The 18,457-nt window shown below is 62.1% G+C and carries 10 protein-coding genes, 1 tRNA gene and 1 pseudogene; 2 read left to right on the forward strand and 10 right to left on the reverse strand.

The window, feature by feature from the left end; translation table 11 throughout:
* Position 1 precedes the first annotated feature (1 nt).
* Positions 2-1,034, forward strand: a pseudogene (locus tag Bsp3421_RS23195) (IS256 family transposase).
* A 127-nt stretch (positions 1,035-1,161) separates the two neighbouring features.
* Here the strand turns inward: Bsp3421_RS23195 and Bsp3421_RS23200 are convergent.
* The 7 genes from Bsp3421_RS23200 to Bsp3421_RS23230 all read right to left on the reverse strand — a co-directional run bounded on the left by Bsp3421_RS23200 (position 1,162) and on the right by Bsp3421_RS23230 (position 15,401).
* Positions 1,162-1,776: a hypothetical protein gene (locus Bsp3421_RS23200; protein ID WP_274003790.1), complete on the reverse strand. Its 615-nt coding sequence runs from the start codon at positions 1,774-1,776 to the stop codon at positions 1,162-1,164.
* 157 nt (positions 1,777-1,933) lie between these two features.
* Positions 1,934-2,356 (reverse strand): hypothetical protein, encoded by a 423-nt coding sequence (locus Bsp3421_RS23205; RefSeq protein WP_274003791.1) that lies wholly within the window; start codon positions 2,354-2,356, stop codon positions 1,934-1,936.
* 309 nt (positions 2,357-2,665) lie between these two features.
* A complete protein-coding gene (locus Bsp3421_RS23210; RefSeq protein WP_274003792.1) occupies positions 2,666-3,043 on the reverse strand; it encodes a hypothetical protein in 378 nt (125 codons plus the stop codon).
* A 44-nt stretch (positions 3,044-3,087) separates the two neighbouring features.
* Positions 3,088-4,041, reverse strand: a complete 954-nt coding sequence (locus Bsp3421_RS23215; protein ID WP_274003793.1) for a hypothetical protein — start codon at positions 4,039-4,041, stop codon at positions 3,088-3,090.
* On the reverse strand, positions 4,017-12,641 hold the full coding sequence (locus Bsp3421_RS23220; RefSeq protein WP_337995320.1) for a two-partner secretion domain-containing protein: 8,625 nt from the start codon (positions 12,639-12,641) through the stop codon (positions 4,017-4,019). Before Bsp3421_RS23220 ends, Bsp3421_RS23215 begins: the two co-directional genes overlap by 25 nt.
* A gap of 74 nt (positions 12,642-12,715) precedes the next feature.
* Positions 12,716-13,615 (reverse strand): hypothetical protein, encoded by a 900-nt coding sequence (locus Bsp3421_RS23225; protein ID WP_274003795.1) that lies wholly within the window; start codon positions 13,613-13,615, stop codon positions 12,716-12,718.
* A 79-nt stretch (positions 13,616-13,694) separates the two neighbouring features.
* The gene (locus Bsp3421_RS23230) at positions 13,695-15,401 is read right to left on the reverse strand and encodes a ShlB/FhaC/HecB family hemolysin secretion/activation protein (RefSeq protein ID WP_274003796.1); all 1,707 of its coding nucleotides are present in this window, start codon (positions 15,399-15,401) and stop codon (positions 13,695-13,697) included.
* Between Bsp3421_RS23230 and Bsp3421_RS23235 the strand changes: the two genes are divergently transcribed.
* The gene (locus Bsp3421_RS23235; RefSeq protein ID WP_274004464.1) at positions 15,362-15,688 is read left to right on the forward strand and encodes a hypothetical protein; all 327 of its coding nucleotides are present in this window, start codon (positions 15,362-15,364) and stop codon (positions 15,686-15,688) included. The genes Bsp3421_RS23230 and Bsp3421_RS23235 overlap by 40 nt on opposite strands.
* 679 nt (positions 15,689-16,367) lie before the next feature.
* On the opposite strand, the gene Bsp3421_RS23240 is transcribed toward Bsp3421_RS23235, so the two are convergent.
* The 3 genes from Bsp3421_RS23240 to Bsp3421_RS23250 form a co-directional block, all read right to left on the reverse strand.
* Positions 16,368-16,559 carry a hypothetical protein gene (locus Bsp3421_RS23240; RefSeq protein ID WP_274003797.1) on the reverse strand — a complete coding sequence of 64 codons (192 nt, stop codon included), beginning with the start codon at positions 16,557-16,559 and terminating at the stop codon, positions 16,368-16,370.
* A gap of 214 nt (positions 16,560-16,773) precedes the next feature.
* Positions 16,774-16,867: transfer RNA gene (locus Bsp3421_RS23245), tRNA-Ser, on the reverse strand.
* A gap of 114 nt (positions 16,868-16,981) precedes the next feature.
* The gene (locus Bsp3421_RS23250; protein WP_274003799.1) at positions 16,982-18,232 is read right to left on the reverse strand and encodes an aspartate kinase; all 1,251 of its coding nucleotides are present in this window, start codon (positions 18,230-18,232) and stop codon (positions 16,982-16,984) included.
* Positions 18,233-18,457 lie beyond the last annotated feature (225 nt).

Here is an 18,457-nt window from a genome sequence, read left to right on the forward strand (position 1 = left end):
TATGGCACGCAAACCGAAAGCCCAGCCGGCGGACCTGCCGGCAATTCCTGCCGAGTTGCTGGAGCAGTTTGGTAACGGCCCGATGACGGCTGAAGCCATCAATGCTGCAACGTTGGCGCTTCAGAATGCACTGATCGAGCGAGCACTAGGCGGTGAGATGAACCACCATCTCGGCTATCCGTCCGGTGCGGCTAAACCAGCCAACGCCACGAACCAGCGCAATGGCAAAGGCGCCAAGACGGTTCTGACCGAAGACGGCCCGATTCGCATCGAGGTGCCGCGAGACCGCGACGGCAGTTTCGAACCGCTGCTGATTCCCAAACACGAACGGCGCTTCACTGGCTTCGATGACAAGATCATCGCTATGTATGCCCGAGGCATGACGGTGCGCGAGATCCAGGGTTTCTCGCTGGGGCAGTACGCCACCGAGGTCTCGCCCGACTTCATCAGCTCCGTAGGTGTTCAACGATCTGAAAACCCGCGGCGTCCACGATGTCCTGATCGCGGTGACTGACGGCCTCAAAGGCATGCCCGAGGCCCCGGCCGCCGTGTTCCCGGCGACCACGCTGCAAACCTGCATCGTCCACCTGATCCGAAACAGCCTTGATTACGCGAGTTGGAAGGACCGCAAGGGACTGGCTGCCGCAATCAAGCCGATCTACACGGCACCCAGTACCGAGGCCGCTCAAGCTGAACTTGATGCGTTTGCCGAAGGCCCTTGAGGCCAGAAATTCCCGCCTGTCAGTACCGCCTGGCGCAATGCCTGGGATCGCGTGATTCCATTCTTTGCGTTTGCACCAGACATCCGCAAGGTTATATACACAACGAATGCCATTGAGAATATCAATTCTCAACTGCGCAAGATCATCAAGACGCGAGGACACTTCCCCACCGACGACGCGGCGACGAAGCTGATCTGGTTGGCTCCGCGCAATATCACTGCTGACTGGGGGCGCTCAGCCAAAGATTGGAAGGCAGCCATGAACCAATTCGCTATCCTCTACGCAGATCGATTCGTTCGGCTGACTTCGTGACTCTCAACCTGCCTGAACACGGAAATCCTGACACCCTCGCTGATCCCCGCGCCTCTCGGTGAACGTACCGGGAGGGGTTTCGACGCTGACTGCCGTGTCGGCCATAAATCGCCGCTGCCGGTGGCTCCTATCTTGTCGTTTGTGGATTCGAGGCTGTCTCGACTTGTCGAATGCTGGCGTAACTGAGCATCTGGTTCGCATACTTCGAGCGCCGACCAGTCACCTGGAAGCGCTCACCCAGTGGCGTCTTCTCCTGGTCCCGTTGTGGCAGGCAGACCGGAAATTGATCCTTCGGATCGTCCTGTTTGGACAACCTCAGGCCATAGCAAGTACGCTTGCCGCTTGTGACGTATTTCTCGGCAACGGAGTAAATGGCAACGTATTCGGTTCCCGTGGCTTCGTTCATCAGATTGGCATACGCCATCGATGCGACGCCCACGAGAATGGCCGCAGCAATCGCCCCGGCTGCCCAGGATTCACCCGGCTGCATCTGCTGCTCATATCTTGCATAGCGCGGTTTGTACCAGGTACCGACCAACGCCTTCTGCAAACCCCATGCGACGAGAATCGCAGCCGGAATCGCTACGGGCGCGACCGAGCGCCAGTAGCCCTCGTTGAACCGGAAAGCCGGGCCGTCGGCCGATGCACCCCAAGCGAGGACAAGAAGCGCCAACAGAAGCGAGCAGATGACCGTATCTGCACCGCGATTCGTGGATCTCGTTGATGACTTGTCTAACGGCATTGCTCTTTTCATACCTCTTGCTCGCACACGCGATCCAGACCTCACTGCCTGGGTCGACTCGTCCGGCCATATGCGGTCGCCTTTTAGGTCACACGCGCGGTACATTCTCTTTCTTCACCGGCGTCTGTTCCTTTACATCCGCGCCCCGTACAACGGATCAGTAACGCGATGCCTCCGTACACGGCTTGTGAATAGCCTTTCGGCCGTTCCACATGGAAATCGCACCGGCTATGGAAAAGCTTCCTGTCAGTACGGGATGCGGATCCGGCTGTGCTGCCAACGTCAAGGCTGACATGCCCAGGTTGGTCATGAATACAGCCAACGCGATTCGCCAAACCAGTGTGCTGCAGCGAGTCAGGCAGCGAGCCAACAGGACATACCCGATCAGGAAGGACAGAATGTTGATGATTGCCCCGATGGTTACTGCTGCGCGTTGCACCGACGATGCCTGTGGGGAAAGTCCTAAAGGTATGGCCCCGAACGCAGTCATCAGGGCCGCAACTGCCTGGAGTACCGCGAAGATATAAAGCGCAACCTGAGCAACCGCAAAATGATCCTTGGGTTCTCTGCCTCCAGACATTAACTCGCTCACTTTATCACCCAATTTAGCAAAAATTTAAAATCACCCCCAAAAAACACTTAACCTCCGATTTGATTAATACTCAAACACGCACCAAAACACATTCATTTTCTTTCACAGACCGACCTGCAAGAAATTCATCCGTAAGTGCCCATTATCGGCAGAGCTCCGGCCCACATTCGCGGTTACAACACCTGTGACAATGAGTCTGCTGGCAGCAGTTCGACTCAGAAATAGCTGCGCCGCAATTAACATTTCCGACATGATTTTCAGCAATACATTCTGCACCGACGCCGCCAATCAAACCGCTCATCGCCCGACAATCGGCAATTCGACAAATTTACTCAGCGCCTTATAAAATTTTTCGAGATCTTGTGAATTACCGTAGAGAACCACTGGCACCTCATTAATTACCAGTCGTAACCTGCCACTTTTTTCAACATATCGCTCAGGTACACGAATACTTCGATAGGTGTAGGCCCGAGCGATCAGGAAGCATGTAACGAGGTAGCTCTCATACAGAGTGAAACGGTAAAAAGCTCCGCCCGAACGCACAATGCCGTGACCGAATGTCGCAAAGACGCGAACTTGAGCGGAACGGTGCCCCCCCTCTCGGTCAAGAGTACGACGCAGTCCCGGAAGTACAATAAACAGCGCAAGCACGGACGTGAGTAATGTCAAGATCATGAGCAATCCTGCTATAGGGCTTACCGTACCAATATAGATAGATTTCATTGCTTTCTAGGAGACTGATATGTTGGATCAACAGTCACGTTGACCGGCGTAGCAAAACCCCATCCAATACCGACAGACACACCATTAACGTACCGTCCAAGATCGAACCATGTCTTCTCTTCCCATGCTGTAACGTTGCTCGGCGTTACTTGCAGGCCCATGTATTTTCCTAGTCCGAAGTTAATCGTGGCGGGGCCCGCATATCGGGAGTCACCTGCGAGCGTTACGCTTGCACCGATGTCAGCTATCGTACCAACCGCAACATCTGGCTTGAGTGAAACCGTTCCTTTGTTTGCCGTGTACGAGAAATTCGGTCCAACGGCGACGCCGGGAGAGACAGGCACGTGGAAACCAGCCTGGACTGTAACGGTTGAGTTATTCTGCGAATCCGATCCTGAAAGGCCGGCGGCATACTCCCCAGTGTTCCATCCCGGAGAAAACGGGCCATAGGGATCAATCTTCGGCACAATTGCGTAACTGCTAGAGGCATTCCAACTATACGGCGAATTTTCGCCACCAGTGTTCCGCACAATCAGGTCTTGCAACGCCTTTGACGGCGTCGCCAACATAGATGAATCTTGCACCAGATAATTTCCAGTGCGGTCCGTCACCAGTTTCATCCCTGTCGTGTCATAGACTTCACTCGTGGACGTGTTCGCGTTCAACGGCACAACAATGCCCGTCGCTGCAATCTCACCAAGCTGGCTATTGTTCGCCGCTCGCATCGCATTCTCAATCTGTGCCACCGTGATCGGTGAACCATCGGGATTCGTTAGCCCCTGAGCCTGCGCTGATGCAGCAATCTGCCGAGCCTCCTTTTTTTCTTGGGAGTGAATCTGCCGATTAAACCGATCCACCCCGCCCCACTCAACGCTCCCGCCCGCCACCCACCAACGCCCCACTCCACCCGCCAACACATTCGACGTCAGATTCCCCAGCAATTCATCCACATTCGCGTTGCCCGTCGGCCCGCATCCTTGATCGCCGCGGCGACCTCGTTCAGTTGCGGCGCGAGCTTCGCCGACGCCCTGCCCCACCGCCCACCTGCCGCGCCCAACCCACCGCCGGTCAACCCTCCCGTCAACGCCCCACCGGCGACATGCAAAGCCGCGCGGCTATCCCCGCCTTCGGCCCAATCCTTTGCCTCCTGCAGATACTGAGTCTTGAGCGCCGGATCATTCGTGCCCTCCGCATTCCTCCGCGCCTCATCACGCTTCCTGTCCGCATAACTGCCGATCTGCTTCGCGATCACTTCCGATGCCGCCTGCGCCGCATTGATCAGATCCGACTGATTGCTCAATACCTGCTGCAGATCCGGCGTCCTGCTCACCGTGCCGTTCAGATTCGACGTATCGCGCTCCAGCATCGCCACATCCTGCTTCTGATTCGCCGGATCCGTGATGGTGATGCTGCCGGCGCTGACCGCGCTTCTCGTGCTCGCATCGCTACTACCGCTCTCGCTCACATAAAGCGGCAAGGCGCCGCCGGTGTTCTTCCCGCTCGTCGCCCCATGCGTCGCGTAATTGTTCCCGCCATTACCGGCCCCACCACCGCCACTGATCCCGAAACTGCTTGCGTCGTACTCCGAGTGATTCTGAATATCCGAGAACGTGAGCGTCCCGGTCGTGAGTTGGTTTTTATCCGACGTCGCCGTACTGGCGATATATGCACCCTTCAAATCCGTATTGCCCGTGACCGTGATATCGAAACCGCCCGCGCCCGCCTGAATGCCCGACTGCTCGTTCACGCCGGCATAATTGCCGCTCGCGCGGCCATTCTGCATACTGCCGCTGACGCTCGCCCCGCCCATGCTCGCGTTGAACCCGCCACCCGCGCTGCTCTGATGCGCCGCACTCCTGCTCGTATCCTGCACCGACGCGATATTCAGATTACCGCCGACCGCCCCGATCACCTTATTCGCATTGACGTTTGCCCCGACGATATTGGTATCGCCGCCGCTGATGATCGTCACGGTGCGGCCCGCATTGATATGCGTGTTGTTCTGCGTCACCGCATCCGAGTTCGCGTCCCCATGCGCTCTCGACATCGCCGCCGACACGCCAAATCCACCCGTACCATACGACACGCCCAAACTCGCGCTCTTCGATTCGTTCGTACTGCGCGTGCTGTCGGCATCCGCACTGCTGACGAGATTGACCTTGTTCGTCGCCTCCAGCCGCACGTCTTTCGCCGTGACGTTCGCCCCCTGGATCGTCACGTTGCCCTGTCCGGCGTTCTTGTCTCCCGTCGCCACGAACTTGACCGTACCGCCTGCCCGCACACTGCTGCCGTTGTTCTGCGTGCTGTCCTCGACAAACGTCGACTTGCTCCGCGACGAACCGAAGCTCAGCTCCATCTTCGCCTCGACCTTGCCCGTCGGACTATCCAGCGCGTCCGTCATGCGCCCCGTCGCATCGACCAGATCGGCCATGCCGCCCGCGGCCGCGATCGCATGCAACGCCGCGGCTCGCCCATCCTGGCTCCCGCCGGCCCCCTGCGCCTGCTGATTCACGTTCTGAATCGCGTCGATCACCGGAGACTTCACCGCCAGCGTGAATCCCGAACTCTTCACCTCACGGGTTTGTTCACGATGCCGATCGGTCTGCGACGGATCGATCGTCACTTCCTTCGCGACACCCCTCACATCCTTGCCCGCGACGATATCCGAGCCCGTGGCATGCAGCTTGTTACCGGCGGTCATGGTGACATCGCCGCCCGTGCTGCCGATCAGGCTGCCCTGCGATCCCCTCACCGTATCGCGGCTGGTATCGATCGTCTGGTGCGTGCCATACGAAATCCCCGCACCAGCGCTGCCCAGGCCGGACTTCTTCACGTCCTGGTAGTGATATTCACTCGACACGGTATCCGCCGTCGTGATCCTGATGTCGTGGCCGGCGACGAGTTCCACATCGCCGGTGGCGGCAATCGTCGCGGCCCTGGCCGTCAGGTTGTTTCCTGCCTGCACGTCGACCGTATCGCCCGACAAGGTCGTGCCGATCGCATGGGTGTAGCTGCTCGAATCGACTGTATGCGTCGATTTCGACGACAGGAAGCCGCTCTCCTTCCGATCATGTTCTTCGTTCGCGCTCGCGCTCTGCTCACCCGCGTTCAGATTGACGTCGCGCTCGGCGATCATCCTGATCGCGCCCTGCGCATTCGCATAGGCGGCCGTCGCATTGACGTCGCGACCGGCCACGATCGCCAGACCGCCTCCCGATGCAATCACCGTGCCCCGGTCGATCGACGCGGCGTGTTCCGCGTGGTTGCGGCCGTTCCACTGCACCGCATCCTCGCTGCTCTCGCGAACCGCATTCAGATTGACGTCGTTGCCGGCCATCAGCAGCGCGCCGCCCGTCGCCGCGATCGCGGCCGCAGCGGCATTCAGATCCCGGCCGGCAACGGCCTGCAAGACGCCGGCATTGAGCGTCGACACGCGATCGATACCGGTTGCACTGCCGCTCTTCGCCGTCGCCGAACGGGTGGTGCTCGTCAGATTGAGATCGCGACCAGCCGACAGCACCACGGCATTGCCCTGAATCAGCCCGCCCAGATTGTTCAGATCCTGGGCCGCGCTCGCGATCACGGCGCCGCCCGAGAGCGTGCCGTGATTGTCGATCGTATCGGCGCGGATGATCGTCACGTTGCGGCTGGCGATCGTGCCTGAGTTCGCGTACCGCCCCTCCGCATCGATCGTGACGTTCTTGCCGGCGATGATCGTCCCTTCACCCGTCACGTCCGCTGCGCGCGCACGCAGATACACCTGCGGCACCAGCGCTTCCTGCTGGCTGCCGTCCGGCAGCATCACGGTCTGGTTCACGAGCCAGACGATGTCGTTCGTCAGCGCGGCCATCTGCGCATCGGTCAGCGCCGTGCCGACATTCAGCCCGAACTGCTGCGATGCCTGCACGCCATTGGCCATCAGCGCCTGGTAGGCGCGCTGGTTGTCCGTGTAGTCGCCGACGAGGCGCTGCCCTGTTGCCAGGATGATTTGCTGCTGAACCAGTTGCTGCTCGTAGAAACCGTCGCCGATGCGCCTGAGGACCGTATTCGGATCGACCTTGAGCGCGTCGAGCATGGCGTCGCTCGACAGCCACGTCCGGCGATCGGTGAAACGCGGATCCGTCTCGACCAGGAAGCGGCGACCCGGGTCGGTCGCCACCTGATACAACGCGTTGTTCGGCAAGCGCGTGTTCGGCGTCGCCGTCCGCACGACCACGCCGCCGACGTTGGCCTTCACCGCCGAGACAGCCTCCGTCCCCACGCCCGCGACACCGTCGCCGACCGCCACCCGGGCCTCGATGCGCCTGCCCGCCGTCGGCGTCACGCCGGCGCCGGACGCACCCTGCGCGGCCGGCATCTCGGCCGCCACGCTCTTGATCGGATTGGACGGCTTGTCCGGGGCAGCCAACACCACCGGCAGATCGATCGTTTGCGGCGGAATGGCCGGCGAGTAGTCGGTCTTGCTCGATTCGCGCTTGTCACCGCGAAAGGCGCCATTCGACTCCACCCACGTATGGATCGCCTTGCCCGAACCCGTGAACGTCTCGGTGCCCTGCGCACCGATGTTGATCACGCCGCCCGGATGGTCGTTGTCGCCGGCGACGATCTGACTCTTGTCGTTGACGCCGGACGCCGTGTTGACCGTGATATGACGGCCGGCGTTGATGATGCCCGGTTGAGACGCGGTAACGACATCCTTGGTCGACTTGACCTCGACCGTGTAAACCGTATAGGTCTGGACGAGCCGGCTCGCGACGTCGTTGTTGTACGCGATGACTGCTTTATTGAGATCCTCGTAGGCGGTCGTGGTCGCCTCGTACCACTGCTGGAACGGCGCGCATGCCGCATGGCTGGAACTGCTGCAGGACGGGCTTGGCGGCCCGAGAAGCGGCGGTTTTTCGCCGGTTACGTCGGCTACCGTCGGCGGCTTGACGGCAAACCAGTCGTCGCCGACGTTTTTCCGGCCGGATAGCAAAGCCGCAACACCGGCCAAGTCGAACGGGCCCCATGTGATCCACGCCGGATTCGCATCCGGCGGCGGAGCGACCCCGAGCCTCTCCCAGATGTCTGCCTGCACGGTCCGATAAGCGCCGGCATGGGCCGCTGCCTCGTTCGATTGAAAGTACCATGAGGCGTAGTTCGTCAGATCGATCTTCCCCGCCACGCCGTTCATCGTGTATTTCGCGTACTCCGCGAACGGATACTGCTTCGACGGCAGCAGGATGAATTTCTGGTCGTCGTCCAACGCCCACTGGTAATCCTCGCCCGGACGGATCGCGAGGCTATTCTTCTGATACAGGTAGACCGTCGACGGATCGATCTTGTCGACCGAGCCAGGCACCTGATACCACGTCTGGTTGCCGGCATCGGTCGTCACCGTCGAAGTGCGGAAGTTGGCGTTCAGGTTCTCGAATCGGCTTGCATCGATCGTGATGTCGCGCCCGACATCGATCTGCGCGCCGTTGTTCGTCATGGCCTGCGCAATGCCTGTCGCCCGACGATTCACATCCAGCGCGCCGCCAACCCGCATGTCGCTGCCCGCGTAGATCAGCGCGCCGTTCAGGTTCTTGAGCGTCTGCGCGCCCATATCGAGATCGCCGCGCGATGCGATCACGCCGCCCACACCCTGCGCGTCCTGATCGTTGACGACGGTATTTGCCCCCAACGCGACGGTGTCGCCGTAGATGCGACCGCCGGTGTTCGTGACGGTATCGCCGGCTGTCACCGTCGTCGCGCCGCCATCGATCAGACCTTCGTTCGTGATCGATCCGTTCGCGCGAACGTTGGCGGCGCCGCCGCCGAAAATCTCGCCGGGCGCGCGATTCCGGATCGAGCCAGCCGTCACGTTCGACGCATCGCCCGCCGACAACGTGCCGCTGTTGTCGAGCAAACCGCCGACCAGGGTCGTCAGATCACGGCCCGCCAGGATCGCGCCGCTGTTGGTCAGGCCGCCCTGTGTCGTCACGTCGACATCGCCGGCCGACTGGAGCTTGCCGTCGTTGTCGAGCATCCCGGCCACGACGGTCAACCGTTGGCCGCCGTTGATGTCGCCCTGACGATTGAGCACCGTGTTCGCCGCAACCAAGGCAATCGCCCCCTTCGACTGGATGCTGCCCGACGTGTTGTCGATGAGCGGCGCGGTCAGTTTCGCCTCCTTGTCGCCACGAATCGCGCCGGCGGCATTGTCGATCGCATGCCTTGCATCGAGGACGACGCTTGCGCCTTCCATCCCCGCAGGGAGGCCCGGCACGCCTGCCGTGTCCGGCACCGTCGCACCGGCGGTCTGCGCATTGCGGATCGTATCGCCCGTCACCGCCAGCGCGCCGCTCGCGTGCATCGCCCCGCGCGTGTTGTCGACGGTCGCACCGGACACGGCGACATCGCCGTTGCCGCCGATCTGCCCTGCCACGTTCGACACCACGCCGTCGCTTCGCACGGCCAATGCCCCGTCCGCCACGAGCGAGCCCGCATCATTGCTGATCGACACCGCGCGGATGCTTGCCGCGCCGCTCGATGAAATCGCGCCGCCGGTATTGCTCAACATCCCCGTGGCCAGCGCGGCGCCGTGGCCGAGGATCCGGCCGCCCGCGGCCTGCCCCGCCAGGGCTCGATTGTCGAACGCCTGACCGTGCGTCTCGATGTCAACCGCACCCGTCGCCTGCGCCAACCCGGACCGGTTGTCGAATGCGCCCGAACGGCTTGTCAGCGACGCGCTCGCCGTCACGTTGCCGAGCGCGTTGTCGATTGCGCCCTGTCCCGATGCAAGCGTGACGTTCGCCCCCGTGATCGTACCGCCCGTGTTCTGCAAGCCCGCATTGGCCAGGCGGGTGTCACCCGATGCCAGCAGCTTGCCGCCGGCGTTGTCAGTCATGCCCGACGTCATGACCGACAATGCGCCCGAAACAGAGCCCATGGTGCCGTCGCGGTTCGAGACGCTCTGCGCGGCCACCGTCGTGCCGCGAGTCGCCGCAATCGTCCCGTGGGCGTTCGTCAAGGCCCCTGCCACGGCAAGCTCCGCACTATCCGCCGAAATCGTGCCTTGCGTGTTGTCGAGCGTACCGGTCTGTGCGTTCAATGCGCCGGCTGCGCTCACCGTGCCCTGCATATTGTCGAACGCCTGCGAGGCCGCCAGGTTCATAGCGCCGGCGGACGTGCCGATCTGGCCGCCACGATTGCTCAGCGTGGCGGCGCTCGCCGACAGCCCGGTTGCCCCCGCCAGCTTGCCGCCTGCGTTCGACACCATACGGCTCGCGGCCATCGACAGCGCATCCGACGACGAACCGATCTGGCCGTTCGCATTGACGACGTCCCCCGCCCGGATGTGCACACCGCGCTCGGCCGTCATACCGCCGTTCGAGTTGTCGATGAGGTCGCTCGCGACCCTGAGCGCATTGGCCGATCTCACCGTCCCGCCGATGTTCGTCATGGCTTGCGTTGCGCGCAGCAACGTGTCGCCTGCGGCCGAGCCGATCGTGCCCGACGCGTTCTCGATGCGACTTGCCGTCAGCGACAGGCCGTCACCACCGACGATCGCGCCGGCCTGATTCGAGACGGTGCCCGCCGCCGTGATGCGCAAGCCATCGGTCGTACCGATCCGGCCGTCGGAATTCACGACGTCGGCTGCATCGATCCGCGTCGCGTGCGCGCTGATCGTCCCCGCCGAGTTATCGAGAAGCGCCGTCCGGATTGACAGATCATGGCCGGCTGCGATCCTGCCGTTCTCGTTGCTCATCGATCGCGTGACGTCGAGCGCGGTATCGCCCGCCACGGAGCCGATCTGCCCCTGCGCATTGGATACCGTGCCTGCGGCCAGCGCGAGACCACTGCCGCCGGCGATCTTCCCGTGGCGATTCGACACGCCCTCGGCCGCCGTCAGCACCAATCCGCCCGTCGTTGTACCGATCTCGCCTGCCACATTCGTGAGGTCGAGTGCGGCAATCTGCGCCGTGCGCGCAGACAATTTCCCTTCGGTGTTGTCGAGCGCGCCGCTCGAGTTCAACGACAGCGCGTCCGCCGCCAACACGCCTGATCGGTTCGAAACCGCTTTCGCGGCCACGTTTGCCAGCGTGGGCGAACTGATGACGCCCGCGTCGTTCACCAGTTGACCGGCGTTCAGCGTCAGATTCTGGCCGCGCATCGTGCCGGCCAGATTCGACAACGTGCCCGGCGCCGTCACATTGAGCGCGCTGGCGGCATTCACTGTTCCATGGTCGAGCGAGACATCGTTCGCGAGCAGATTGACGTTGTCGCCGGCGGCCAACGTGCCGCTGCTCGACACCTTGGACCCACGCACCGTGATGGAACCTCCGCCGACCAGGTCGCCGATCGCATCGGCGCCGGCGTAGATCTGGCCGCTGTTGTCGATCGAAGCCGCGGCGGTCAGGTTCGTGTTGCCTCCCGACGAAATCGTTCCGGCATTCGACAGCGCCTGAAACGCATCCAGATCCGTGGCCCGGGTGCTGACCAGCGTGCCCTGCTGAACGATATCGGCAGCGTCTATCCGGATGTTCGCGGCTGACTGAAGACGCGCGCTCGGCGCAATCGTCACCTCGCCGTTGTTCGAGACGATAAGATCGCCGGTCAGCGACGTGATGGAGCCCGCATCCCGCACGCCCACGCCGGCCTCGGTGCCGATCAGCCTGACGCTGTTCCCGAACATGCTGCCCAGCGCCCGGACGTCGATCGCCACGCTCGGCGCCGCCCCCGTACCCGCCTGAGCCTGTACGGCGTGATCCGCATAACCGACCCGATTCGCCCCCGCCACCGCGTCGATGGAATCGGCCCACACCTGCCCGTTGATCGTCATCGCGCGCGCAATCAGATCGATCGCGCTGTCGCGTGCGTCGAGGCCGGCGCCGTCGATGCCGATATGCCCCTGCGTGACGTTGAAGCCGGCCAATGTGCCGTCGGGATTGAAGGTCGTCATGCCGGTCGCGAGCGTCACGCGCGGAACATTCAGGAATCCGCAACCGGCGCACGTGATCCCCGCCGGGTTCGCGATCACGAGATTCGCCTGCCTGCCCGCGATCTCGGTCGGCCCGAGGAGCCGACTGGGATGGCCCGACGTGACCTGGTTGACGATCACGCGCGCGGCCTGGTTGCCGAGGAACGGGTTGCCCTGCACCCAGCCGGCGAGTTGCGTCTGCGCATTCCGGCCGCTGTTGACCAACACCGCCCCCTTCGTTCCGACGTTGTATTGCGTGAAGTTGTTCAGCGACACGCCGTTGGTCGGCACGGTGATATTGACGAGCGGCACACCCGACGTCGATACGCCGACGACCGGATGCGTCGGCCCGCTGCGGTCGGGCGTGATCGGCAAGGTGGCCTGGGCTTGAACCACGAGCGCCTGCATGCCGAACGCACAGAGCGCGGCAAAAACCGTCGCGCGCGCCGCGAACCAGATCGAGATTCCGGAATCCGCCGACACCGATCGAGCGACCCGGCGCACCCGGGTGCATTCGCCGCCCCCATGCGCCGCTGCATGTTCGTCGACCGCCACCCGCATGCCGCGCACGGTACTGAACACCAAACGAAAGATTCCGGAATTCATGATCGTTTTGCTCTCGAATACGATTCAAGTCGGCCGCATCGTTTCGTCCGGATACGGCCGACCTCGTTCAGGCGTTACTTGCAGCTCAGGACCGCCAGACCGTTCACATTGCCCGTCGTCGTAGCCGGGAAGCCGTACGACACGACGAGATACGGCTGCTTCGGGTCACTGCCCATGACCGTACTCATCAGGCTCGTTTTCGACGGCGACCTCAGTGCCACCCCGCCCAACGAGGCGCTGGCGTCGAACGACTGGTTCTGGTCGCCGCCGATCGAGTACTGCAGATTCAACGCATAGTCGACGACGTCGCGGCCGAACGCGTCCTTGCCGTTCGTCAGCACCGCGGTGGCGCCATTCACCTTGCCCGGAGCTGTGTTGCCGTCCGCCGATGTCGGACGGGTGGCGAACGCGAGCGAACACTGCATCTGCGCGGCCAAGGGGACCTCGAGCACGACGGGCGCACCGACCGCCCAGGCCTGCCCCTGATTGGCGTTGTAGCTCTCGCCCGCCGAGTCGGCGCCGTCGGCCCAGCGACCGATCGCGATGTCGCCATTGCCTGCGAGATCCGTCACGACACCTTTCGTCAGGGTCTTGATCTCACCCGATGAGAGAAAAGGAATCGCAACGTAGGCGCCGGGCGCCTGCTCCGTGAGCGTCGATGCCGGCTGCGACAGCGAACCGAAGGCGTATTTCCCGTTCGGCATCTGGCCGCCGTTCCATCCTGCGGGCGGCATCAGCACGCGAACCGTCGCATGCTGACTCGACAGAGACTGGGACTGCCCCTCCACCCGGATCGCCGCCGTCGACGAACCGCCGCCCGGCGATGTCCCGCCCGTCGACGCGCCGCCGGCTGCGGGTGGGCTGCCGTCATCATCGTCACCGCCGCCGCAAGCGCTCAGCGCCAGTGCGGCTACCACCGCGGACGTCACCGTCACGATTTGCAAAAGTCGACGCTTTTCACACACGTGTTGCATAGTTCTTCCTTCCTCTAGTTGAGCCATCAACAAAACACCGAGCCGCCAAGCCTGGTTCAGCCTGGCTCGGCGCTACCGCTTAGAACAACGTACTGATCTGAAACAACAGCGTCGGCGAGCTCGCCTTGAAGCCTTCCGGCTTCGACAACGGGAAACCGAGCGAGACGTCGTAGTTCAGCGCCGCGCCGACGGCGTTCTTCGGCGCGAGATTGCCGCGCACGCCGACGACGGCGCCGACGAGCGTCTCGCCGAGCAGGTATTGCGTGGCGGGCCCGCGCACCCGGCCGGCGTCGACGCCGCCGTAGAGCGCCTGCGTGCCGACAGGCGTCGGCACATACCAGTCGAACTCGTTGGAAATCGCCCAGCCGCTCTCGGCGGCGAGCGTCAGCTGTTGATCGAATCCGCGCACGGCATAGCGCGTGCCGATCGTGAAATAGTCGGAAGGCGTCAGCGGCGTACGCGCGTGCTGCATGTTCCAGCCGAACTGGTACGAGAACGTCTGCTTGCCGAGCTTGAAGGGAACCTGGGCATTGAGGCTCGCCAGCTCGATCTGCGTCTTGCCGTCGAAGTCCGGCGCGCCCACCACCGTGCCGGGATTGCTGGACAGCCCCGCCAGCGATGCGCGCCAGGCGAGCGAGCCGGCGAGCACGACGTCGCCGAGGTACCGGCGGTGCGACAGTCCCAGTTCGTAGCCGATGAGGTCGCGATGCTGGACGGGAAGATCCACGCCGTCGATCGAATTGCGGCTGATCTTGCGGAAGAGATGGCCGTGGATCTCCGTGCGCGCGTGCGCGCTCCGATGAATCACGCCGGACAGGCCTGCCTGGAGTTGGGATTGAACGCCGCTGTACTCGATCGGCTCGTCGAAGCCCGCGACGGTCTGCAGGTAGCGGGAGCGGCTCGCGTTCAAGGTCAGCATCGCGTAGCCGATCGGCACGCCGTAGTTGGCGGACACCGACTGGTTGCCCTGGTCCGACGCATCGAAGTTCGCATTCGTCGTGCCCGCGATTTGCAGCTGGTCGTAGAGGTGCAGCGGCGAATCGAACGTGAACGAGCCGGACAGCTGGTATCTGCCCGTCGAGTCGAGGCCGGCGTTGTCCGCACCGAAGATGGCGTGCCAGCGCTTGCCGGCTCCGGGATGCAGGATGATTTTGGAATCGCCGGGATGCATGCCCGGCGCGATGTCGAACGTGGCGTCGGACTGCGATTGGAGGCGGCGCAGGTTCTCCAGCCCTTGATCGATGTCGCGCTGATTCAAGAGCGCGCCGCCGGAGGTCGGCAGCGCCGCGCGCAACCAGCCGATCGCGGGCTGATCGGCGCGCACGCCGCTGATGCGCCCCGGGACGACACGCAGCGTCAGCGTGCCCGATTGCAGCGTTTGAGGCGGCACGAGTACGCGGGTGGTCACGTAGCCGCGCTCGATCAGCGCGTTGTTCGCGGCGTCCTGAATGTGCTTGAGCGCGGTCTTGCCGACGCATTGCCCCGCGATCGGCTGGAGAAAACGCGGAAGCCAACCGAATGCGTTGTCCTCCAGCACGATCTCCCTGATCGGGAAACAGGGATCGTCGAGCGGCAGGCCAGTGACGCGAACCTCCGGCGACGCCTCGCCGGTCGGCGTCAGGACGTTCGTGCGCGGATTCAGCTCCTTGGTGGCGTCAAGTTGCTGTTGCTGCAAACGTTGGATTTGCGGGCCAGACGTGATTTCAGACGGCGGAGCGCCCTGCGCCCACGCGGAAACATTCGCCAATGCTGAAATCAACGCTGCCGAGGCTTCTCGATTTTTCACTTTTTCGCGGCGCAATGATTGGTCTCTCACGCCGCAATCTAGCGAAATATTTGTTACAAAAATGTCAACATTTAAATGAGATAAGACATGCCGTACGCATTGCCTGCATCCATCTCTCTATTTCTGGTTCATTTAGACCAAGCTCAGGCCAAGAACAGCACTGTCACGAAAGAATTTTTTACCATTTGATATCAAGTCGGATATCTCAAATCATCATTTTAAATATAGTGATGAATCGAATTTTTTATCAAACCGGATACGGCATTCAAGTGCTATCTCCACGTTGACTTTTTATTTCCCGGCGACTTCCAGGAATCTTCTTAATCAACGCGACCAGCTAAAATCTCGCCTCTTCGTGTACAACCTTATTTTGATATACCGAGATCATCCAACCCAGCCCCATGACATGTTGGATCAATCCTTATTTCTTGACATCGAAATAGTACGAACAATCCGATTTCATGACATCGCGATAGTAATTCGCATGCGCCAAGCAACGTTGCCAATTTCCAACAAAAAATATCTTTGTTCTATTGTCCTCACGGACTCATTGACCGGTTGCCGGACGAGGAGACTCGTCGCTGAATGGCAGGGATATGGGTGGCAGACACGTCCGGTGCAATCGAATACATCGATAGCCCTTCATCGCACACCCAGTCAGTGCGTCGACTCACGCGCTTTTTCAGCGTGCCAAGAGCCGACACCTCCCAATCGTCACTGCGTCGGCTCAGGTCGCGGGTTCCGCTTTCCGGCCTGAGTACCGATTGAGAGCGTCCCCGGCATATCGGCTCCGCCTCGCTCGCCATGACGTGCCCTGCCCGATGTCTCCAACGCGACGAGGAGAGCGTCCGGCCATCGCCGCGCCGCCTGCCGGTCCCTGCGCGCGACAACGAACGGCCGGCCCCAGGCGGCTTCAAATAGGTCAATTTCTGATTGGATGTGCCGGCCTCGAACCAAGCTGGGTAGTCAGGAACCCGAAGTGGACGCCGGCAAGCCTGAAGCCCGGCCGACCGCATCAACCTGACCGCGAATTCGCGCCTCACCGCTCGCCATTCGCACATCGAGCCGGATATGCGCCTTGTCGAACGATGCAAACCAGCCGGCCATGTTCTTGCACGCATTTGTTGTGCGCACGGGCGAGGCAATCGCCAGAACCACTCTGCGCGATCCCGAACCAACAGATGGCCCGGATCGCCGGTACGCCATGCCGCCCCCCGAACCGGGCGGACATCGCGTCGAGTCCTTCGCGAAATAGCCGAACGCCGCGGGCCACGAGCCCGACCCAGATGCGCGCCCGCCGACAAGCCGCAATGGGCCGAAAAAGAAAAAGCCCCGCAAGTCCGAAAACTTGCGGGGCTTTGTCACCGCCTATTGGCGGAGACGGAGGGATTCGAACCCTCGATCCAGGTTTTGGCCCAGATGCTCCCTTAGCAGGGGAGTGCCTTCGACCTCTCGGCCACGTCTCCCAAACCTTCGCTCGCACCAGGGAGGTAGTGCGACGAAGCCAAGATAATATAGGGTTCTGAACGAGTCGTCAATTTCCGCGACGCATTTTCTTTCGATGCGTCACGGAAGGTTCATCAGGCCTGATCGAGTTCGAACGCCTTGTGCAGCGCTCGGACGGCCAGCTCCATGTACTTCTCGTCGATCAGCACCGAGATCTTGATCTCCGACGTCGAGATCATCTGGATGTTGATGCCCTCTTCCGACAGCGTGCGGAACATCGTGCTCGCCACGCCGACGTGCGAGCGCATGCCCACGCCGACCACCGACACCTTCGACACCTTCGGGTCGCCCAGCACCTGCTCGGCGTTCACATGCCCCTTCACCTGGTTGGTGAGGATGTCCATCGCCTTCTGGTAGTCGCCGCGGCCGACCGTGAACGTGAAGTCGGTCTTGCCCTGCACGCTCTGGTTCTGGATGATCATGTCGATGTCGATGTTCGCATCGGCCACCGGGCCCAGGATCTGGTAGGCGATGCCCGGCTTGTCGGGCACACCCATCACGCCGATACGGGCTTCGTCGCGCTGGAACGCAATGCCGGAAATGACAGCCTTTTCCATGGTCTCGTCTTCTTCAAAAGTAATCAGGGTACCCGAGCGCATTTCGTCATCGAGCGGGATCTGCGGATCCGTCAAGCTCGACAGCACGCGCGTCTTCACTTGGTATTTGCCGGCGAACTCGACCGAGCGGATCTGCAGGACCTTCGAGCCCAGGCTCGCCATCTCCAGCATCTCTTCGAAGGTCACGCGGTCGAGCCGGCGCGCCTCTTCGACCACGCGCGGATCGGTCGTGTAAACGCCGTCGACGTCGGTATAGATCAGGCATTCGGCCGCATCCAGCGCCGCCGCCACCGCCACCGCCGAGGTGTCCGAGCCGCCGCGGCCGAGCGTCGTGATGTGACCTTGCGGATCGACGCCCTGGAAGCCCGTGATGATCACCACCTTGCCCGCGTCGAGGTCGCGCCGCACGCGTGCGTCGTCGATCGAATCGATGCGTGCCTTCGTGAACGCGCTGTCGGTCTTGATCGGCACCTGCCAGCCGGCGTAGCTCACCGCCTCGACGCCGATGTCCTGCAGCGCGATCGACAGCAGGCCGACGCTGACCTGTTCGCCCGTCGACGCAATCATGTCGAGCTCGCGCGGGCTCGGCTGGCTCGAGATCTCTTTCGCGAGACCGAGCAGACGGTTCGTTTCGCCGGACATCGCGGACGGCACGACCACCATCTGGTGCCCTGCCTGATGCCATTTTGCGACGCGTTTCGCGACGTTCTTGATGCGCTCGACCGAGCCCATCGAAGTGCCGCCGTATTTATGTACGATGAGTGCCATTGTCGTTCTGAACTGAAGGAGAAACCGCGCGGGCGAACTGGACAAACCGCGGCGCCGGTCAGTCACGCTGCTTTTGGCTGTGGACGAACGACGGAAAGTACGGCTGGGACGCAGCACGCAGGCGTGGCGATGTTGCCCGGAAGGCGGATCAAGCCGCGCAAACCGGGTACGTCACGCGGAAAACCTGCACAAAACGCTCGAAAACCGAGCCGAGCAAACGACTGA

Source organism: Burkholderia sp. FERM BP-3421, assembly GCF_028657905.1.
In the GTDB taxonomy this organism is placed as follows: Bacteria; Pseudomonadota; Gammaproteobacteria; order Burkholderiales; family Burkholderiaceae; genus Burkholderia.

Bases quoted from the DNA above. Each gene is read 5' to 3' on its own strand.
- Bsp3421_RS23235 (WP_274004464.1), top strand. From the start codon at position 15,362: ATGCTGAAATCAACGCTGCCGAGGCTTCTCGATTTTTCACTTTTTCGC.
- Bsp3421_RS23205 (WP_274003791.1), bottom strand. From the start codon at position 2,356: ATGTCTGGAGGCAGAGAACCCAAGGATCATTTTGCGGTTGCTCAGGTT.
- Bsp3421_RS23200 (WP_274003790.1), bottom strand. From the start codon at position 1,776: ATGCCGTTAGACAAGTCATCAACGAGATCCACGAATCGCGGTGCAGAT.
- Bsp3421_RS23250 (WP_274003799.1), bottom strand. From the start codon at position 18,232: ATGGCACTCATCGTACATAAATACGGCGGCACTTCGATGGGCTCGGTC.
- Bsp3421_RS23210 (WP_274003792.1), bottom strand. From the start codon at position 3,043: ATGATCTTGACATTACTCACGTCCGTGCTTGCGCTGTTTATTGTACTT.
- Bsp3421_RS23225 (WP_274003795.1), bottom strand. From the start codon at position 13,615: ATGCAACACGTGTGTGAAAAGCGTCGACTTTTGCAAATCGTGACGGTG.
- Bsp3421_RS23220 (WP_337995320.1), bottom strand. From the start codon at position 12,641: ATGAATTCCGGAATCTTTCGTTTGGTGTTCAGTACCGTGCGCGGCATG.